A 15151-nucleotide genomic window follows, 5' to 3' on the forward strand; every position below is an offset into this window, starting at 1 on the left:
GGGCTGCGGTACGGGTTCGGCTACGCCCTCCACCCGGTCACCTACTGGAAATTCACTTCGTTCCTTTTCAGTCGTCCGGATCAACTGGAAAAAGAACAAAATGATCTTACAAGTACGATTATACGAGGAGGGATGCGGGCGGCCCGCTCGTTCCGGACGGCGGCTTCCGGATGGCGGCTCCGGGCGGTCGCTCCGATTGGAATCTTCCGGACGGGAGCTTGCACTCTTCCCGGGAGCATGATAAAACAAAGGGATATTGATGTTCGCAAGCAGGAAGGGCGTGAAGCGGTGGATAAGGAGGAAGCCATCCGGGCGGAGGAGAAGGCGCGGCTGGTCGAAGTGCTCGGGGTGATCGACAGGCGTCTGCGCAAGGAGCTGTCCGTGCTCGGGAACCGGAGGGGAGATGTCGTCGGCATCCGGCAGGAGTTCTTCGACGATGTGAGCTTCAACTTCTCCGACGCGACGGAGCTCGGGGAGACGTGGAGCAGCATCGTGCAGCAGGCGGAGCTGCTGGCGGAGCGGGAGCGCAGCCATCGCGTCGCTTCGACGTCGGTGGAACGGCTCGCGTGGCAGCATGACAACCCGTACTTCGCGAGGATCGACTTCGTGGAGGAGAGCGAAGGCGCGGAAGGAGCGAGCGGCGGCGGAACGGCCGCTGCGGGCAAGGTCGAGAGCATCTATATCGGCCGCTCCTCGCTGATCGGCGAGGACGGGGAGACTTTCTATATATACGATTGGCGGGCGCCGGTATCGAGCTTGTTCTATGACGGCGAGCCGGGACCCGTCAGCTACGAGACGCCGGGCGGCATGGCCTCCGGGACGATGACGCTGAAGCGTCAGTTCGTTATTCGCGGAGGCGTTCTTAAGCATGTCTTCGATACCGACGAGACGATCGGCGACGATATTCTGCAGGCGGTGCTCTCCGAGCGGTCGGATACGTCGATGAAGAGCATCGTCGCGACGATTCAGAAGGAGCAGAACCGCATCATCCGCGACGAGAAGCACAAGCTGCTCGTTGTCCAGGGGGCGGCCGGCAGCGGCAAGACGTCGGCGGCGCTGCAGCGGGTCGCCTACCTGCTCTACCGATACCGGGAGACGCTGACGCCCGAGCAGGTCATTCTGTTCTCGCCGAACCCGGTGTTCAAGGGCTACGTCTCGCGGGTGCTTCCCGATCTCGGAGAGGCGAACATGAGGCAGATGACGTTCCGCGAGCTGATCGAAGCGAGGCTCGGCCGCCGCTGGGAGGTCGAGGATCTGTTCGCGCAGACGGAGGAGCTGGCCGCGACGAGCGGAACGGCCGAGGGAGAATCGCGCGAGGCGGCGGCACGCTACAAGGGCTCGGAGCACTTCTTCGCGACGGCGGGGAACTATCTCGAGCGGCTCAAGAAGTCCGGCGTGCGCTTCCGACCGCTCCGCTTCCGGGGAGAGACGATCGTCTCCGCGGAGGAGATGGCGGCGAGGTATTACGGCGAGCTCGGGCACGAGGACTTCGGCGAACGCCTGATCAAGCTGAGGAGATGGCTGAACGGGCGGCTGAACGGCTGGATCGAGAGCCAGATCGGCGAAGCGTGGCTGGAGGAAGCGGCGGAGCTGGCGAGCGAGGAGGACATTCAGCGGACCTATGTTCAATTGCGGCGCGAAGGCGGCTTCCACGACGAGGCGTTCGACGACGAGGACCGCATGACCGAGCTGCTGCTGCGCCGGGTGGCCGAGAACTCCATTGGCCCGCTGCGCAAGGCGGTGAAGGGCTTCCGCTTCATGGACCCGATGGCGACCTACCGCGAGCTGTTCCGCAGCCGGACGCTGTTCACGGCTTGCGCGCCGGACGGCAAGCTGCCTCCGAGGTACGAATGGATGGTGCTGCGGGCCGACGAGACGCTGGGCAGGAAAATAATCGACCACGAGGACGCGACCCCGCTGCTGTTCATCATGGAGGCGCTCGAAGGCTTCCGCAAGGTGGAAGGCGACGTGAAGCATCTGTTCGTCGATGAGGCCCAGGATTATTCGCCGTTCCAGGCCGCGTTCCTGCGCCGGCGGTTCCCGCATGCGCGCCTGACGGTGCTCGGCGACTTCAACCAGGCGATCTACGCCCAGGCGGAAGAGAGCGGCGGCTTCGGCGGCTGGACGCGTCTCGTCGCGGAGGAAGACACCGCCGTCTGGCGGCTGACGACGAGCTATCGTTCGACGCGGCCGATCGTGGAATTCTCGAAGCGGATTCTAAGGCCCGAGGACGCGGAGGGCATCTCCGCGTTCAACCGCGACGGCGAGGAGCCAAGCGTCCGGAGCTGCCGGGACAATCGCGAGCTGGCGGAGCAGGTCGCGGCGAAGGCGGAGGAGCTGCTCGCCGCGGGCTATGCGACGATCGGCGTAATCGCGAAGACGGCGGCGGAATGCGGCGATGCCAGCGCCTTGATCAAGGAGCGGCTGCCGGATAAGACGCCGGTGACGCTCGTGACCGGAGGATCGGCGAAGCTGCCTCCGGGCGTCTCGATTCTGCCTTCCTATCTGTCGAAGGGAATCGAGTTCGATGCGGTGCTTGTGTGGGACGCTTCGGCCGCCCGCTACGGGCGGGAGCAGGACCGCAAGCTGCTCTATACGGTGTGCACGAGGGCGCTGCACGTGCTCAACGTTTATTGCGTCGGAGAACGTTCGCCGCTATTTGGATCGGATCAGAACGGATCGGATCAGAAGGGATTGGATCGGGAGGTGGAGACGAGATGAGTGAGACGAGTGCCGAAGCTTATTCGAGTTCGAACCGGATGGACGACGCCAGGCGCGCGCTGCGGCGCTTCTTCGGCTACGACTCGTTCCGGAAGGGACAGGAGACAATTATCCAGGCGCTGCTGGAAGGAAGGGACGCTCTTGGCATCATGCCGACCGGGGCGGGCAAGTCGATCTGCTACCAGCTCCCGGCCGTTCTGCTGCCGGGCATTACGCTTGTCGTGTCGCCGCTGATCTCCCTGATGAAGGATCAGGTCGACGCGCTGACCGAGACGGGCATTCCGGCGACTTACATCAACAGCTCGTTGTCGGCGCGCGAGACGAGCCAGCGGCTGCGCGGCATCGAGGACGGGCGCTACAAGCTCGTCTACCTCGCTCCCGAGCGGCTCGAATCGGAGCGGTTCCTCGAGCTGCTCGGCCGCATCGAGGTGCCGCTTGTCGCCGTTGACGAAGCCCACTGCGTCTCGCAGTGGGGGCACGACTTCCGCCCGAGCTACATGGGCATCGTGCGCATTCTGCCTTACCTGGGGCGCCGGCCGATCATGGCGGCGTTCACGGCGACGGCGACCGATGTCGTCAAGGAGGACATCCTCGTCCGGCTGCGCCTGCAAGCGCCCGTCCGCGTGACGACCGGCTATGCGCGGGACAACCTGGCGCTGTCGGTCGTCCGCAACGCGGACAAGCGCGACTTCCTCGCAAGGTACGTCCGCGAGCGCTCCGGGCAGTCCGGCATCGTCTACGCGGCAACCCGCCGGGAGGTCGAGGCGTGCCAGCAGCATCTGGCCGGCCTCGGTCTGCGCGTCGGCAAGTACCACGCCGGGCTGACGGAAGAGGAGCGGTCCGACGTCCAGGACGCTTTCCTGAAGGACGACCTGCAGATCATCGTCGCGACGAACGCGTTCGGGATGGGCATCGACAAGTCCAACGTCCGTTATGTCGTGCACTACAACATGCCGAAGAACCTGGAAGCCTATTACCAGGAAGCGGGCCGGGCGGGCCGGGACGGCGAGCCGGGGGAATGCGTGCTGCTCTATTCCGCGGCGGACACGGTGACGCAGAAGTTCTTCATCGAGCAGAGCGAAGCGGACGAGGAGCGCAAGCGCAACGACTATCGGCTGCTTAACGACATGGTCGAATACGCGAACACGTCGGATTGCCTGCAGCGAAGCATTGTGCGCTACTTCGGCGAAGAGGGTGGAGAGCCGTGCGGACGCTGCGGCAATTGCACCGACACGAGAGAGCTTCGCGACATGACCGAGGAGGCCAAAATCATTTTCTCCTGCGTTGCGCGCATGCGCCAGCGCTTCGGGGTGACGCTGACGGCCAAGGTGCTGCGGGGGGCGAACGATGCGAAGGTGCGGCAGTTCGGCTTCGACACGCTGACGGTGTACGGCATGATGAAGACGACCTCGGAGAAGGAGCTTGTTCGCTTGATCCACGAGCTGATCGCGGACGGCTACCTGAAGCTGACGGACAGCCAGTACCCGGTCGTGCAGCTTGCGGAACGGGCGCGCGGCGTTCTCGAAGGCACGGAGCGCGTGATGAGCCGCGTGGAGCGGATCGAGGAAGCGGCGAGAAGCCGCTCCCGCTACGGCTCCGGCGGCCGCGGCGACCAATACGGACCCTACGACGAGGTGCTGTTCGAGCGTCTGCGCGAGCTGCGCAAGAAGCTGGCAGGACGGGAAGGCGTTCCTCCTTTTATTATTTTCAACGATGCGACCTTGCGAGAGATGTGTCAGCAGCTTCCGGATTCCGAGGCTAAGATGCGCGGCGTGAAGGGGATCGGGGAGGCGAAGTATGCGAAGTACGGCACGGAATTCCTCGAGGCCATCCTCGACTACAAGAAAGAAGGCTGAGCGATGAGCGAGATCTACCGCCTGAGAAGGCAGCGGGTAATCCACCACCTGAAGGAGAACGGGATCGAGGCGGCGCTGGTGACGTCCCCGTCGATGGTCTACTACGCGACCGGCTTCCGCTCGGACCCGCACGAACGGTTCCTCGCGCTTCTGCTCGACGCCCGCTCGGACGAGGAGACGTTGTTCGCGCCGGAGCTGGACGCGGGGGCGGCGGGCGAGATGAGCACGGTAGCGGCTATCGTCCCGATCGGCGATACGGAGAACCCGTACGAGAAGCTGAAGGCGCGGCTGGGCCCGTCCGTCTCGGGGCTGGCGATCGAGAAGAACCACGTCACGGTCGACAAGGCGGAGCGTCTCCAGGCCGCGATGGCGGGCGTGAGGCTTCACAACCTGACGCCGCTGCTGGAAGGGATGCGAATGCGCAAAACGCGCGAGGAGATCGAGAAGGTGCGGCTCGCCGTCGAGACGGTCGAGAAGGTCATGAACCATGCGCTGACCCACGCGGTTGTCGGGATGACCGAGCTCGAACTGACCGGCGAATTGGAATTCCAGATGAAGCGCCTCGGCGCCGAGAAGCCGTCGTTCGAGACGATTGTTCTGACCGGCCGCCGCTCTGCGCTGCCGCACGGCGTTCCGGGCGATGCCAAGCTCGCGGAGAACGACTTCCTGCTGATCGACATGGGCGTCGTTCAGCAGGGCTACTGCTCGGACATCACCCGCACGTTCATCATGGGCGAAGGGACGGCGGAGCAGGAGGCGATCTATGAGGCCGTCCGCGCCGCCAATCTGCGGGGCATCGGAGCGGCCAAGGCGGGCCGTCCGCTCTCCGCCGTCGACAAGGCGGCGCGGGACGAGATCGTCTCGCGGGGGTACGGCCCGTACTTCACCCATCGCGTCGGCCACGGCTTCGGGATGGACATCCACGAGTACCCTTCCCTGCACGGAAGCAACCCGGACCCGATCCAGCCGGGCTTGCTGTTCACGGTCGAGCCGGGCATCTACGTGCCGGAGATCGGCGGCGTCCGCATCGAGGACGACCTGTACATCCGCGAGGACGGCACCGCCGAGGTGATCACCTCGTTCACGAAGCATCTGATTCGGCTGGGGTGATTGGATTTCGCATAGCGAGAATCCGATAGCAACGGGTCAGCCCATTCTGAATCGTGCGGGAGGGGGGAGCGGGCATCTCGCCGGACTCGTATGCGGCCATCCGCAGTGATGAAAAGCCAACTGCGGAGAGGCAGGAGGAGCGGAAAACCCGCCTATCGACTGTTCGTTCCACTTGCCATCCCGCCCGGCATCGCTTCCCACTCCCCAGGCGTCTATTCCCTCTGGCGGCATTAGGTCTCTTCTCCCTTTCGTTCAGGATAAGGAGGTGCAAGGGAATGGGCTGTCCTAAGACCCAAGGGCATGATCGGCAAGCGGAGGTTCCTGATCCAAGGGGAGAAGAGGCATAAGCGCGCAGGAGGGGGATAGCGGCCTTGTCTTCACCAAAATATGGGAATTGTCTTGCGAGGAGGCGGAGAACGTGTTCCAAGCGGAATCGCTGCAACACAAGCCCGATGAGCATCTCCGCCATCCTACCGGAACAGGTTCCGCAGCACAAGCCACAGGTTGGCCGGCTTCTCCGCGAGCCGTCGGGTGAAGTAGGGATACCAGTCTTGACCATACGGCACGTAGCAGCGAACGCGGTAGCCCTGTGCCGCCAGCTTCGCCTGCTCCTCCATGCGGAGGCCGTACAGCATCTGGAACTCGAACCGGCTCTTGTCGATGCCGGCCTGCTGCGCATGGGAGCGGACCGCGCGGAGGACCCGCTCGTCGTGCGAGCCGATGGCGACGAACGCCCCGGCGTCCAGATGAAGCCGAATCAGCTTGTTCAACTGATGGAGAACGTCCCCCGAATTCGGGAAGGCGATCTCCTTCTTCTCTTGGTAGGCCCCCTTGACGAGGCGCAGCGGGACGCCCTCCTCCAGCAGCCGTGCGGCGTCCGCCTCGCTGCGCCGAAGGTACGCTTGGAGCACTGTCGTCACGTTCGCATAGCCTTCCGCGCGCAGCCTTCGGACAAGCTCCAGCGTGGCGTCCGTGTACCTCGCGTCCTCCATGTCGAGGCAGACGGACGTGCCCGCCTTCCGCGCGCGCTCCGCGATGAGCCGGACGTTGCGGCAGCAGGCTTCCGCATCGAGCGCCAGCCCCATCTGCGTCGGCTTCACCGATACCGTCGAGTCCGCCCGCTGCAGCCGGACGCCTTCGAGCAGCCGCATGTACTCCTCGCGGCAGGCCGTCGCCTCGTCCAGGCTGCGCACCGACTCTCCCAGATGGTCGAGCGTCGCCGCGATGCCGAGCCGGTTCAGCCGCTGGACGACGAGCAAGGCGGCCGTTCGATCCCGCCCGGCGACGAACCGTTCAGCCAGCCGGGCGCCGTGCTGCGCGAGTCGTCTCGCGACCGTCCGGTTCGCGAAGAGAGCCCGCATTCCCCTCCGATAACCCTCGCTTCCCCATCCCATTCGTCCCCCGCTCCTTTTTGCCCCCGTGCTGCTTGGAATTTATCCCTAGTCTATTCTCGTGCCCCCCGATTCAGATTCGCCAAAAATGATATAATGAGTGGGTCATGCCATCTATGTTCAGAGAGGCGGTCTCATGCCATGTTGTTCAATGAGGAACGGATCGGCCCGATCGTGGTCGGTTCGTACGAAGCGTCCGGCCGGGAAGGGGTCCACTTGATCGCCCTTGATGCCGGGACAGGAGAATTGAAGCGAATCGGCGGGGCAGCCGGTATCGAAAATCCTTCGTTCATCGCCATCCATCCAACGATGCCGAGAGTGTACGCGGTGAGCGAGACCGATGACGGAGCCGTTGTCTCTTATGGGTATTCCGAGGAAGAGTCGGCGCTTGCGGAGCTGAATCGGCAGCCTTCGCGGGGGGACGCGCCTTGCCACCTGAGTGTCGCCGCGTCGGGACGGTGGCTGCTCGCCGTCAATTACTCGAGCGGAAGCGTCTGCTTGTACCCGCTTGGCGAGGACGGAACGATTGGTCCGCTGGCGGATCAGGCGGTTCATGAAGGAAGCGGCGTCAGGGCGGATCGGCAGGAGAAGGCGCACGCGCACTCGGTTTTCCCGATTCGTGGAACGGACGATTGGCTCGTCTGCGACCTCGGCACGGACGGGCTGTACGTGTATCGAATCGACGAAGCGGCGGGCAAGCTCGTGCTGCGCAGCCGCACGGACACGGCGGCGGGAGCGGGACCCCGGCATACCGCTTGCCATCCGGCGCTGCCGATCGTGTATGTCGTCGAGGAGCTGAGCTGCGCGGTGTCCGCTTACGAATACCGGGCCGAAGCCGGCGAACTGGTCCCGTTGCAGACGGTGTCTACGTTGCCGGACGGCTATGAGGGCGACAATACGTGCGCGGACATCCATCTGACGAAGAGCGGCTCCTATCTGTACGCGTCGAACCGGGGCGACGACAGCCTGGCGGTGCACCGCGTGCTGGCGGACGGGACGCTCGAGCCGCGCGGCCAAGTGCCTGCGGGAGGCCGGACGCCGCGCAGCTTCGCCGTCTACGGAGATCGCTGGCTGCTGTCCGCGCTGCAGGATTCGAACTCGGTCGTCTCCTTCCGACTCGGGGAGGACGGCATGCCGGCGCCGACGGGCTTCGCACTGGAGGTGCATAAGCCGGTATCGCTGGAGCTCGCTCCGGACGCCGATTCGGGCTCGGGCTCGAGCTCCGGCTCCGACGAGTAATCGGGCGAGCGTTGCGTCGGAGGCGGTCGGTCGGCGATTGTGTGCGGTTTTTCGCCATAGAAATGGTCGTCGGAGGCTGTTGGTCGGCGATTGTGTGTGGTTTTTCGCATAGAAATGGTCGTTGGAGGCGTTTGGTCGGCGATTATATGCGGTTTTTCACATAGAAATGGTCGTCGGAGGCGTTTGGTCGGCGATTATATGCGGTTTTTCGTATAGAAATGGTCGTCGGAGGCGGTTGGTCGGCGATTGTGTGCGGTTTTTCGCATAGAAATGGTCGTCGGAGGGGGTTAGTCGGCGATTGTGTGCGGTTTAATACGAAAATAAAGTCCCGCTAATGGCGGTTTGGAGCTCATTTGGATAAAAATGTCCCACCAGCGTCTAGCATCGGCTCGGCGCGGGCGGCATGTTGGTGAGTTGGCGAATCGATCCCCATATTATGGGTGTAGCGAGGGCGTTATCCCTTTTCTGAACACTTATCTCTCTTCTCCCCGTGGCTCAGGAACCTCCGCTGGCCGATCATGACCTCTGGTCTTCGGTCAGCCTGTTCCCCTTGCACCTCCTTATCCTGAACGAAAGGGAGAAGAGACCTAATGCCGCCAGAGGGAATAGGACGCAGGGGAGAGGGGAGAGGGGAGAGGTGCCGAACGGGATGGCCAGCGGAAACGAACGGTCGATAGGCGGTTTTTGCCGCACATTGGCCCCTCCAACCGGCCCTTCGGAGCAACGTTAGGCGAGTTAGCCGCTCATCAGCCCTTCCAATCGGCTCTTCAGGGCATCGTTAGGCGGGATTCCCGCTTATTGGCCCTTCAACAGGCTCTTCAGAGTGTCGTTGTATGCCTCTTCACTAACCCCGTTCACCCAGTCTCCCCACCCAACTTCCCCTACTGTAGGCTTCATGACGAGGGATCACCGCATACGCATAATTTTCATTGTAGGGGGTGACAACTGTCCTTGTTGTCATAGAGGTTTTTCGCATAGAAATGGTCGTCGGAGGCGGACGGTCGGCGATTGTGTGCGGTTTTTCGCATAGAAATGGTCGTCGGAGGCGGACGGTCGGCGATTGTGTGCGATTTTTCGCATAGAAATGGTCGTCGGAGGCGGTTGGTCGGCGATTGTGTGCGGTTTTTCGTATATAAACGGTCAAGCACCGCCTCTCCCTGCGCCTAATAAAATATAGGTGAGAGGGGGAAGGCGCATGGGAACGAAGGGATTCGACGCACGTCGCGCCATATTGCTGGCGGGCGTCTGCAGCCAGACGTATAAGCAGTACGATCATCCGGACGGCGGCTTCATCGTTCCTTCCCCTTACCGGGCGGTGGCTGTCTTCGACGCCCAGTCGCTGAATCGCAATCGAGAGTCGTTCGGCTTCATTCTGGAATCGGACGAAGAGGTTGTGGTCGCATTCCGGGGAACGAGCTCGACATCCGATTGGCTGTCCGACGCGATCGCATACCAGATGAAGTTCCCTTATGCGAAGAACGCCGGGCAGACACATCGGGGCTTCACCCAGATCTATAAATCCGCACGGGCCGACATCATGGAAGTGCTGCACGGGATAGGCAAGGAGAAGCGGATCTACGTCACGGGGCACAGCCTTGGTGGGGCGTTGGCCACGCTGTGCGTGATGGATGTCGCGGCGAACTGTCCCTTCCGCGCCCATGGCATGTATTCATTCGGCTCGCCGCGGGTCGGGGATCCGGCGTTCGTCCGGGCTTATTCGGAAGCGGTGCCGAATTCCCATCGGGTCAGCAATCTGTTCGATGCGGTTCCTTATCTTCCGCCGACTGTTTTCCGGCTGCCGAGAAGCGACAAGGTATACGAGTATCGGCACGTGCGGACCGTCTATCCGATGGAGTTCCGCAAGCGGACGATGTCCGGCAACCACGTGATCGGCAGCTACTTCTGGGAGCTGGCGAAGAAGGACTCCGCCTACGCGACTGCTCTGTGCACGGCCAATCCGGGCTTCTGCCCGGCGCGACCCCAATAAGAAGAGAAGGCAGCGTAGCGGCCTAATTGAGCCGGGAACGCCGCCTTCTCTTCGTTATGCGGAGCGAAAGTCGGGAAGCAGACAGCATGGCGGCTAGTTGGGCAGCAGTTGTAAGGAAAAACCGCACAACGCCGCCTCCGGAGGGCCGAATGGAACTCCGATGTACGGAAAAGTCGCACAACGCCGCGGCCGCAAGGTCGGATCGAGCTCCGATGTACGGAAAATCCGCACATGGCGGAATTCTCGCATCCGATCGCTCTCCTGTCAGCATCCCACCGCTCACTTGTCCTGCCCCACACTCTCCTACCGTTCTCCCGCCGCTCTCCTGCCCATCCTCTCACAGCTTACTTTTCCGCCAACTCCCCGCGTTGTTGCCATAAGCACCATATTGACAGATCCAGCCAATCCGGCGTACCATTAGGCCATCCATATAACCAAGTTAAATAATAGGAAAAGTAGGATGTGTGATCGGATGAACATCGAAAACATGGAAGCGTTCGTGTACGTGATCCATTACGGCAGCTTCAATAAGGCGGCGGATGCGTTGTTCCTGTCGCAGCCCTCGGTGACGGCGCGCATTCAGTCGCTGGAACGGGAACTGAACTGCCAACTGTTCGACCGGGTCGGCAAGCAGGTTCAGATTACCGAAGAAGGCAAGCGGTTTCTTCCATACGCGCAGCAACTGCTGCAGATTTATCGCAAGGGCAAGCAGCACGTTCAGTATAAAAAGCAGCTTCCGAACGAGATGAGAATCGGCTGCACGGTATCCGTGGCCAATTATTTGATTCCGGGGCTTCTGCCTGCGCTCAGGGAGAGATTCCCGGAGATCCGGTTTAAGCTGCAGACCGGCACGACCGATGAGCTGGCGGCGAAGGTGCTGAACAAGGAGATCGATCTCGCCCTGGCGCGCCCGGTGAACCATCCGGAGCTTCGCGCCGCGCGGCTGCTGCTCGATCCGATCCGGCTTCACGTGTACGAAGGGCATCCCTTCCTGCTCGAGGACAATCTGGGCATCGAGGCGCTGGCGGGCGAGCCGCTTGTCTTCTTCGAGTGCGGAGCGCTCGATTGGCTGCGGATTCATCGGATTTTCGAATCGTTGGATCGGCCGCCGCGGATCGAGATTCAGACCGACAATTCCGAGACGGCCAAGAAGCTCGTGCTGCAGCAAGCCGGCATCTGCTTCCTGCCGGGCATCTGCGCGCGGCAAGAGGTGGAGGAGGGCAGGCTGTTCCCGATTGACTTCGCGGAGACGTCCGGCATCTCGATGCAGACGTGTGCGCTGACGCTTCAAGGCGAGAACACGGACTTCGTTCAGGAGCTGACCGCCATGATTAAGGCGCGAACGAGTGCGTAGTTAAACCGCCCCATTAACCAAGCCCACCGCATCTCGATTCAAAAGTTGAATTTATCGATAGACGATCTCTATTGGAAGTTGCATTGACGCTGCCCGCGGCGGGTGATAAATTTAGTTCATCATAATTCTCACTTATCGGGTAGGAATTATAAGTTATCACTAAGACATGGGTGGAGGGTCTACCAAATGAGAAAAACATTAACGATCGCAACAGCCGTCATCAGCCTGGCCGCGGTGCTCGGAGGCTGCGGCAATAACGGCAACGGCAATTCCGCCGGAGCGAATTCGTCCGCATCCCCATCAGCCGCATCTCCGTCGTCCGCGTCCCCGGCCGCATCCCCATCGACCGCCTCCGCGTCGAGCGAGGCGCCCGCGGAGGTCAAGAAGATCATCGTCGGCACGGGCACGCAGTTCCCGAAGGTCGCCTTCCTCGACGAGAGCGGCAAGCTGACCGGCTTCGACGTCGAGCTCGTGCGCGAGATCGACAATCGCCTGCCGCAATACGAATTCGAGCTGCAAACCTACGATTTCGCCAACCTGCTGCTTAGCCTCGAGACGAAGAAGATCGACTTCGTCGCCCACGAGATGGAGAAGAATCCGGAGCGCGAAGCGAAGTATCTTTTCAACAAGGAACCGTACGCGCACTGGCAGAACAAGCTCATCGTCGCCAAGGACAACGACTCGATCCAGACGCTCGCGGACCTGGAAGGCAAGAAGGTGATCGTCGGCGCAACGAGCGCGGAAGCGCAGATCGTCGAGAATTACAACAAGGAGCACAAAGACGCGATCAAGATCGTGTACTCGAGCGGAGGCTCCTCGGACTTCGTCAGCCAGATCTCCTCGGGCCGGGTGGATGCGACGATCGGAGCGGACTTCACGCTGCCGCTCATCGACCCGGAAGGCAAGCTGAAGTCGACGGGCGAGCACCTCAGCGCGGCGGACATTCTGTTCGTCTTCCGCAAGGACGATCCGGATGAGCAGACGCTTGCCGACGCGGTCGACGGGGCGATCAAGGAGCTCAAGGCGGACGGCACGCTGGGCAAGCTGAGCACGGAATGGCTCGGCTCGGACTTCACCAAGGATATCCAATAATCAATCCGTCTTCTGCAGGCGAATGCGCACATGCCGCCGCGTGCGCACCGATCAGGCTTAGGGGAGGAGAACGGGAATGCCAGGAGCCAAATTCGATATTCATTACGTGTTCGATTATTTTCCCAAGCAGCTCTCCACGCTCAGCCTTACGCTAACGATCGTAGGTCTGTCCATTCTGCTGGGATTGGGCTTCGGCTTTCTCGTCGCCCTTCCCCGTCTTTACAAAGTACCGGTGCTGCAGCGAGTGTCCCAGGTTTACGTGTCTTTTTTCCGCGGGACCCCGATTCTGATTCAATTGTTCCTGATCTACTACGGTCTGCCCGAAGTTCTTAAGCTCTTCTCCGTCGACGTTACCCGAACGCCGGTGCTTGCCTTCGTTGTTCTGACGTATTCCCTGCACGCAGGGGCGTACATCTCCGAGATGATCCGGGCCGGGGTGACGGCGGTGGACCGGGGGCAGGTCGAAGCGGCGTACTCCGTCGGGATGAGCGGCTTCCAGGCCTTCGTGCGCATCGTGCTGCCGCAGGCGCTCGCCATCTCGCTGCCCGTCTTCGCCAACCTGGTGATCGCGACCCTCAAGGACACTTCGCTTGCGTTCTCGCTCGGGGTGATGGAGATGACCGGCAAGGCGCAGACGCTCATTACGCTAAGCCAGCACTTCGTGGAGACGTACATCGCGCTCGCCATCCTTTACTTCGTCATCAGTTTTATCCTGGAGAAAATCTTCTACGTGCTGGAACGTCGACTGCTGAAGCATGAACGGCAGGAGGCGGGGGCGGGGACGGGACGAAGGTTCGGCTGGAGAAGCGCTCCTACGCTCCGCAACCTGCTCACTGGAACGACCCGCGGCCGAGGCGGAGCCCGGGCCCGAGACGGGAGGTCGGAAGCATGAAGCTCGATCCCGCGTTTATCTGGACCGCCTTCGTCAAGCTGCTGCCAGCCATTCCGATAACCCTGTACCTGACGGTCATCTCGGTGCTCGCCGGACTGCTGTTCGGGACGGGAATCGCGCTGCTGAGGATTTACCGGGTTCCGGTGCTGAGCCAGATCGCTTCCGGGTACGTGACGTTTATCCGGGGAACTCCGATGCTGGTGCATCTGTACCTCGTGTACTTCGGGCTGCCGGCCATCATCGATGTCGTCTCGGAGAGCTTCGGCTGGTCGTTCCGCTCGGTCTCGGTTCCGTACTTCGTCTTCGCGGTGATCGCCTTCACGATTACGGCCAGCGCTTATATGTCCGAGGTCGTCCGCTCCGGCCTGCTTGCCGTCAACCGCGGGCAGTTGGAGGCCGCGCATTCGATCGGCATGACGACGCCGCAGGCGCTGCGCCGGATCGTCTTCCCGCAAGCGTTCGCCGCGAGCCTTCCGAATCTGACGAACAGCCTGATCGGGATGCTGCACGGCTCGACGCTGGCGTTCACCGTGTCGGTCGTCGAGATCATGGCGAAGGCGCAGATCGTCGCTTCGACGAACTGGAAGTTCTTCGAGGCTTATCTGGCCGCGGCGCTGATCTTCTGGGGGCTCACCGTTCTGATCGAGAGAATCGCGGCGCGCGTCGAGCGCCGGATCAACGTCTACAACCGAGGAGGGGTCGCATGATCCAGCTTAGCCGTATCACGAAGTCGTTCGGCCGCCACGAGGTGCTGAAGGGCATCGACTTGAACGTCGGGAAGGGAGAGGTCGTCGCGATTCTCGGGCCGAGCGGTTCGGGCAAGACGACACTGCTGCGGTGCATCAACTTCCTAGAGCGTCCGAGCGGAGGAACGGTGGCGATCGGGGAGGCCAAGGCGGATGGCAAGCACCCGTCGAAGAAGGACATCCGCGAGCTGCGGCTGAAGTCCGCGATGGTGTTCCAGCATTACAATCTGTTCCGGCACAAGACCGCGCTGGAGAACGTGATGGAAGGGCTTGTCATCGTTCGGAAAATCCCCAAAGAGAAGGCGCGAGCGAAGAGCGTCGAGGTACTGGAGAAGGTCGGCCTGGGTGCGAAGATCGATGCTTATCCGAGCCAGTTGTCCGGCGGACAGCAGCAGCGGGTCGGCATCGCCAGAGCGCTGGCGCTGGAGCCGGAGGTGATCCTCTTCGACGAGCCGACGTCCGCGCTTGACCCGGAGCTTGTCGGAGAGGTGCTCGAGGTCATCCGCCGGATTGCGAAGGAAGGCATCACGATGGTTGTCGTCACGCACGAGATGGGCTTCGCGCGAGACGTCGCCAACCGGGTCGTGTTCATGGACGAAGGGGCCGTCATTGAAGAGGGCGATCCTAGGGAGATTTTCGCCAAGCCGAAGCAAGAGCGAACGAAGCAATTCTTGAAGCGGATTACGCCGGAGCCCAATTACTCGATATGACCAATAGATTCGATACGACCAATAGATTCGATACGATCAAAAGATTCGGAGGA

General features: G+C 61.9%; 11 protein-coding genes. 10 read left to right on the forward strand and 1 reads right to left on the reverse strand.

Translation table 11 applies throughout. From position 1 onward, the window contains the following. Positions 1 to 237: 237 nt before the first annotated feature. From helD to E6C55_RS02935, 3 genes are read left to right on the forward strand one after another with little or no spacing between them, the layout of a single operon-like run. Entirely contained in the window at positions 238 to 2721 is a 2484-nt protein-coding gene (gene helD, locus E6C55_RS02925) for an RNA polymerase recycling motor HelD (protein WP_168735424.1), read from the forward strand. After that, the gene (recQ, locus tag E6C55_RS02930; RefSeq protein ID WP_230986506.1) at positions 2718 to 4577 is read left to right on the forward strand and encodes a DNA helicase RecQ; all 1860 of its coding nucleotides are present in this window, start codon (positions 2718 to 2720) and stop codon (positions 4575 to 4577) included. Before helD ends, recQ begins: the two co-directional genes overlap by 4 nt. A gap of 3 nt (positions 4578 to 4580) precedes the next feature. Then, the gene (locus E6C55_RS02935; RefSeq protein WP_136368293.1) at positions 4581 to 5687 is read left to right on the forward strand and encodes a M24 family metallopeptidase; all 1107 of its coding nucleotides are present in this window, start codon (positions 4581 to 4583) and stop codon (positions 5685 to 5687) included. 470 nt (positions 5688 to 6157) lie between these two features. Here the strand turns inward: E6C55_RS02935 and E6C55_RS02940 are convergent, their stop codons facing one another. Next, entirely contained in the window at positions 6158 to 7081 is a 924-nt protein-coding gene (locus E6C55_RS02940; protein ID WP_136368294.1) for a proline dehydrogenase family protein, read from the reverse strand. Between the two features lie 138 nt (positions 7082 to 7219). On the opposite strand from E6C55_RS02940, the gene E6C55_RS02945 reads away from it, so the two are divergent. The 7 genes from E6C55_RS02945 to E6C55_RS02975 all read left to right on the forward strand — a co-directional run bounded on the left by E6C55_RS02945 (position 7220) and on the right by E6C55_RS02975 (position 15098). Beyond that, positions 7220 to 8317: a lactonase family protein gene (locus tag E6C55_RS02945; protein WP_168735425.1), complete on the forward strand. Its 1098-nt coding sequence runs from the start codon at positions 7220 to 7222 to the stop codon at positions 8315 to 8317. Positions 8318 to 9512: 1195 nt separating this feature from the next. Then, positions 9513 to 10304 (forward strand): lipase family protein, encoded by a 792-nt coding sequence (locus tag E6C55_RS02950; protein ID WP_136368296.1) that lies wholly within the window; start codon positions 9513 to 9515, stop codon positions 10302 to 10304. A gap of 472 nt (positions 10305 to 10776) precedes the next feature. Then, positions 10777 to 11658 (forward strand): LysR family transcriptional regulator, encoded by an 882-nt coding sequence (locus tag E6C55_RS02955; protein WP_136368297.1) that lies wholly within the window; start codon positions 10777 to 10779, stop codon positions 11656 to 11658. Positions 11659 to 11844: 186 nt separating this feature from the next. Then, on the forward strand, positions 11845 to 12750 hold the full coding sequence (locus tag E6C55_RS02960) for a transporter substrate-binding domain-containing protein (RefSeq protein WP_136368298.1): 906 nt from the start codon (positions 11845 to 11847) through the stop codon (positions 12748 to 12750). Between the two features lie 76 nt (positions 12751 to 12826). Next, positions 12827 to 13642 carry an amino acid ABC transporter permease gene (locus tag E6C55_RS02965; protein ID WP_136368299.1) on the forward strand — a complete coding sequence of 272 codons (816 nt, stop codon included), beginning with the start codon at positions 12827 to 12829 and terminating at the stop codon, positions 13640 to 13642. Then, a complete protein-coding gene (locus E6C55_RS02970) occupies positions 13639 to 14349 on the forward strand; it encodes an amino acid ABC transporter permease (protein WP_136368300.1) in 711 nt (236 codons plus the stop codon). The genes E6C55_RS02965 and E6C55_RS02970 overlap by 4 nt, the downstream gene beginning before the upstream one ends. Next, on the forward strand, positions 14346 to 15098 hold the full coding sequence (locus E6C55_RS02975) for an amino acid ABC transporter ATP-binding protein (protein WP_136368301.1): 753 nt from the start codon (positions 14346 to 14348) through the stop codon (positions 15096 to 15098). Before E6C55_RS02970 ends, E6C55_RS02975 begins: the two co-directional genes overlap by 4 nt. Positions 15099 to 15151: the final 53 nt, after the last annotated feature.

This window comes from Cohnella fermenti (assembly GCF_004801405.1).
Lineage (GTDB): Bacteria > Bacillota > Bacilli > Paenibacillales > Paenibacillaceae > Cohnella > Cohnella fermenti.

Excerpts from the sequence above, each read along its gene's own strand:
- E6C55_RS02960 (WP_136368298.1), top strand. The coding sequence starts at position 11,845 with ATGAGAAAAACATTAACGATCGCAACAGCCGTCATCAGCCTGGCCGCG.
- E6C55_RS02945 (WP_168735425.1), top strand. The coding sequence starts at position 7,220 with ATGTTGTTCAATGAGGAACGGATCGGCCCGATCGTGGTCGGTTCGTAC.
- E6C55_RS02950 (WP_136368296.1), top strand. The coding sequence starts at position 9,513 with ATGGGAACGAAGGGATTCGACGCACGTCGCGCCATATTGCTGGCGGGC.
- E6C55_RS02970 (WP_136368300.1), top strand. The coding sequence starts at position 13,639 with ATGAAGCTCGATCCCGCGTTTATCTGGACCGCCTTCGTCAAGCTGCTG.
- E6C55_RS02975 (WP_136368301.1), top strand. The coding sequence starts at position 14,346 with ATGATCCAGCTTAGCCGTATCACGAAGTCGTTCGGCCGCCACGAGGTG.
- E6C55_RS02940 (WP_136368294.1), bottom strand. The coding sequence starts at position 7,081 with ATGGGATGGGGAAGCGAGGGTTATCGGAGGGGAATGCGGGCTCTCTTC.
- recQ (WP_230986506.1), top strand. The coding sequence starts at position 2,718 with ATGAGTGAGACGAGTGCCGAAGCTTATTCGAGTTCGAACCGGATGGAC.
- E6C55_RS02965 (WP_136368299.1), top strand. The coding sequence starts at position 12,827 with ATGCCAGGAGCCAAATTCGATATTCATTACGTGTTCGATTATTTTCCC.
- E6C55_RS02955 (WP_136368297.1), top strand. The coding sequence starts at position 10,777 with ATGAACATCGAAAACATGGAAGCGTTCGTGTACGTGATCCATTACGGC.
- helD (WP_168735424.1), top strand. The coding sequence starts at position 238 with ATGATAAAACAAAGGGATATTGATGTTCGCAAGCAGGAAGGGCGTGAA.
- E6C55_RS02935 (WP_136368293.1), top strand. The coding sequence starts at position 4,581 with ATGAGCGAGATCTACCGCCTGAGAAGGCAGCGGGTAATCCACCACCTG.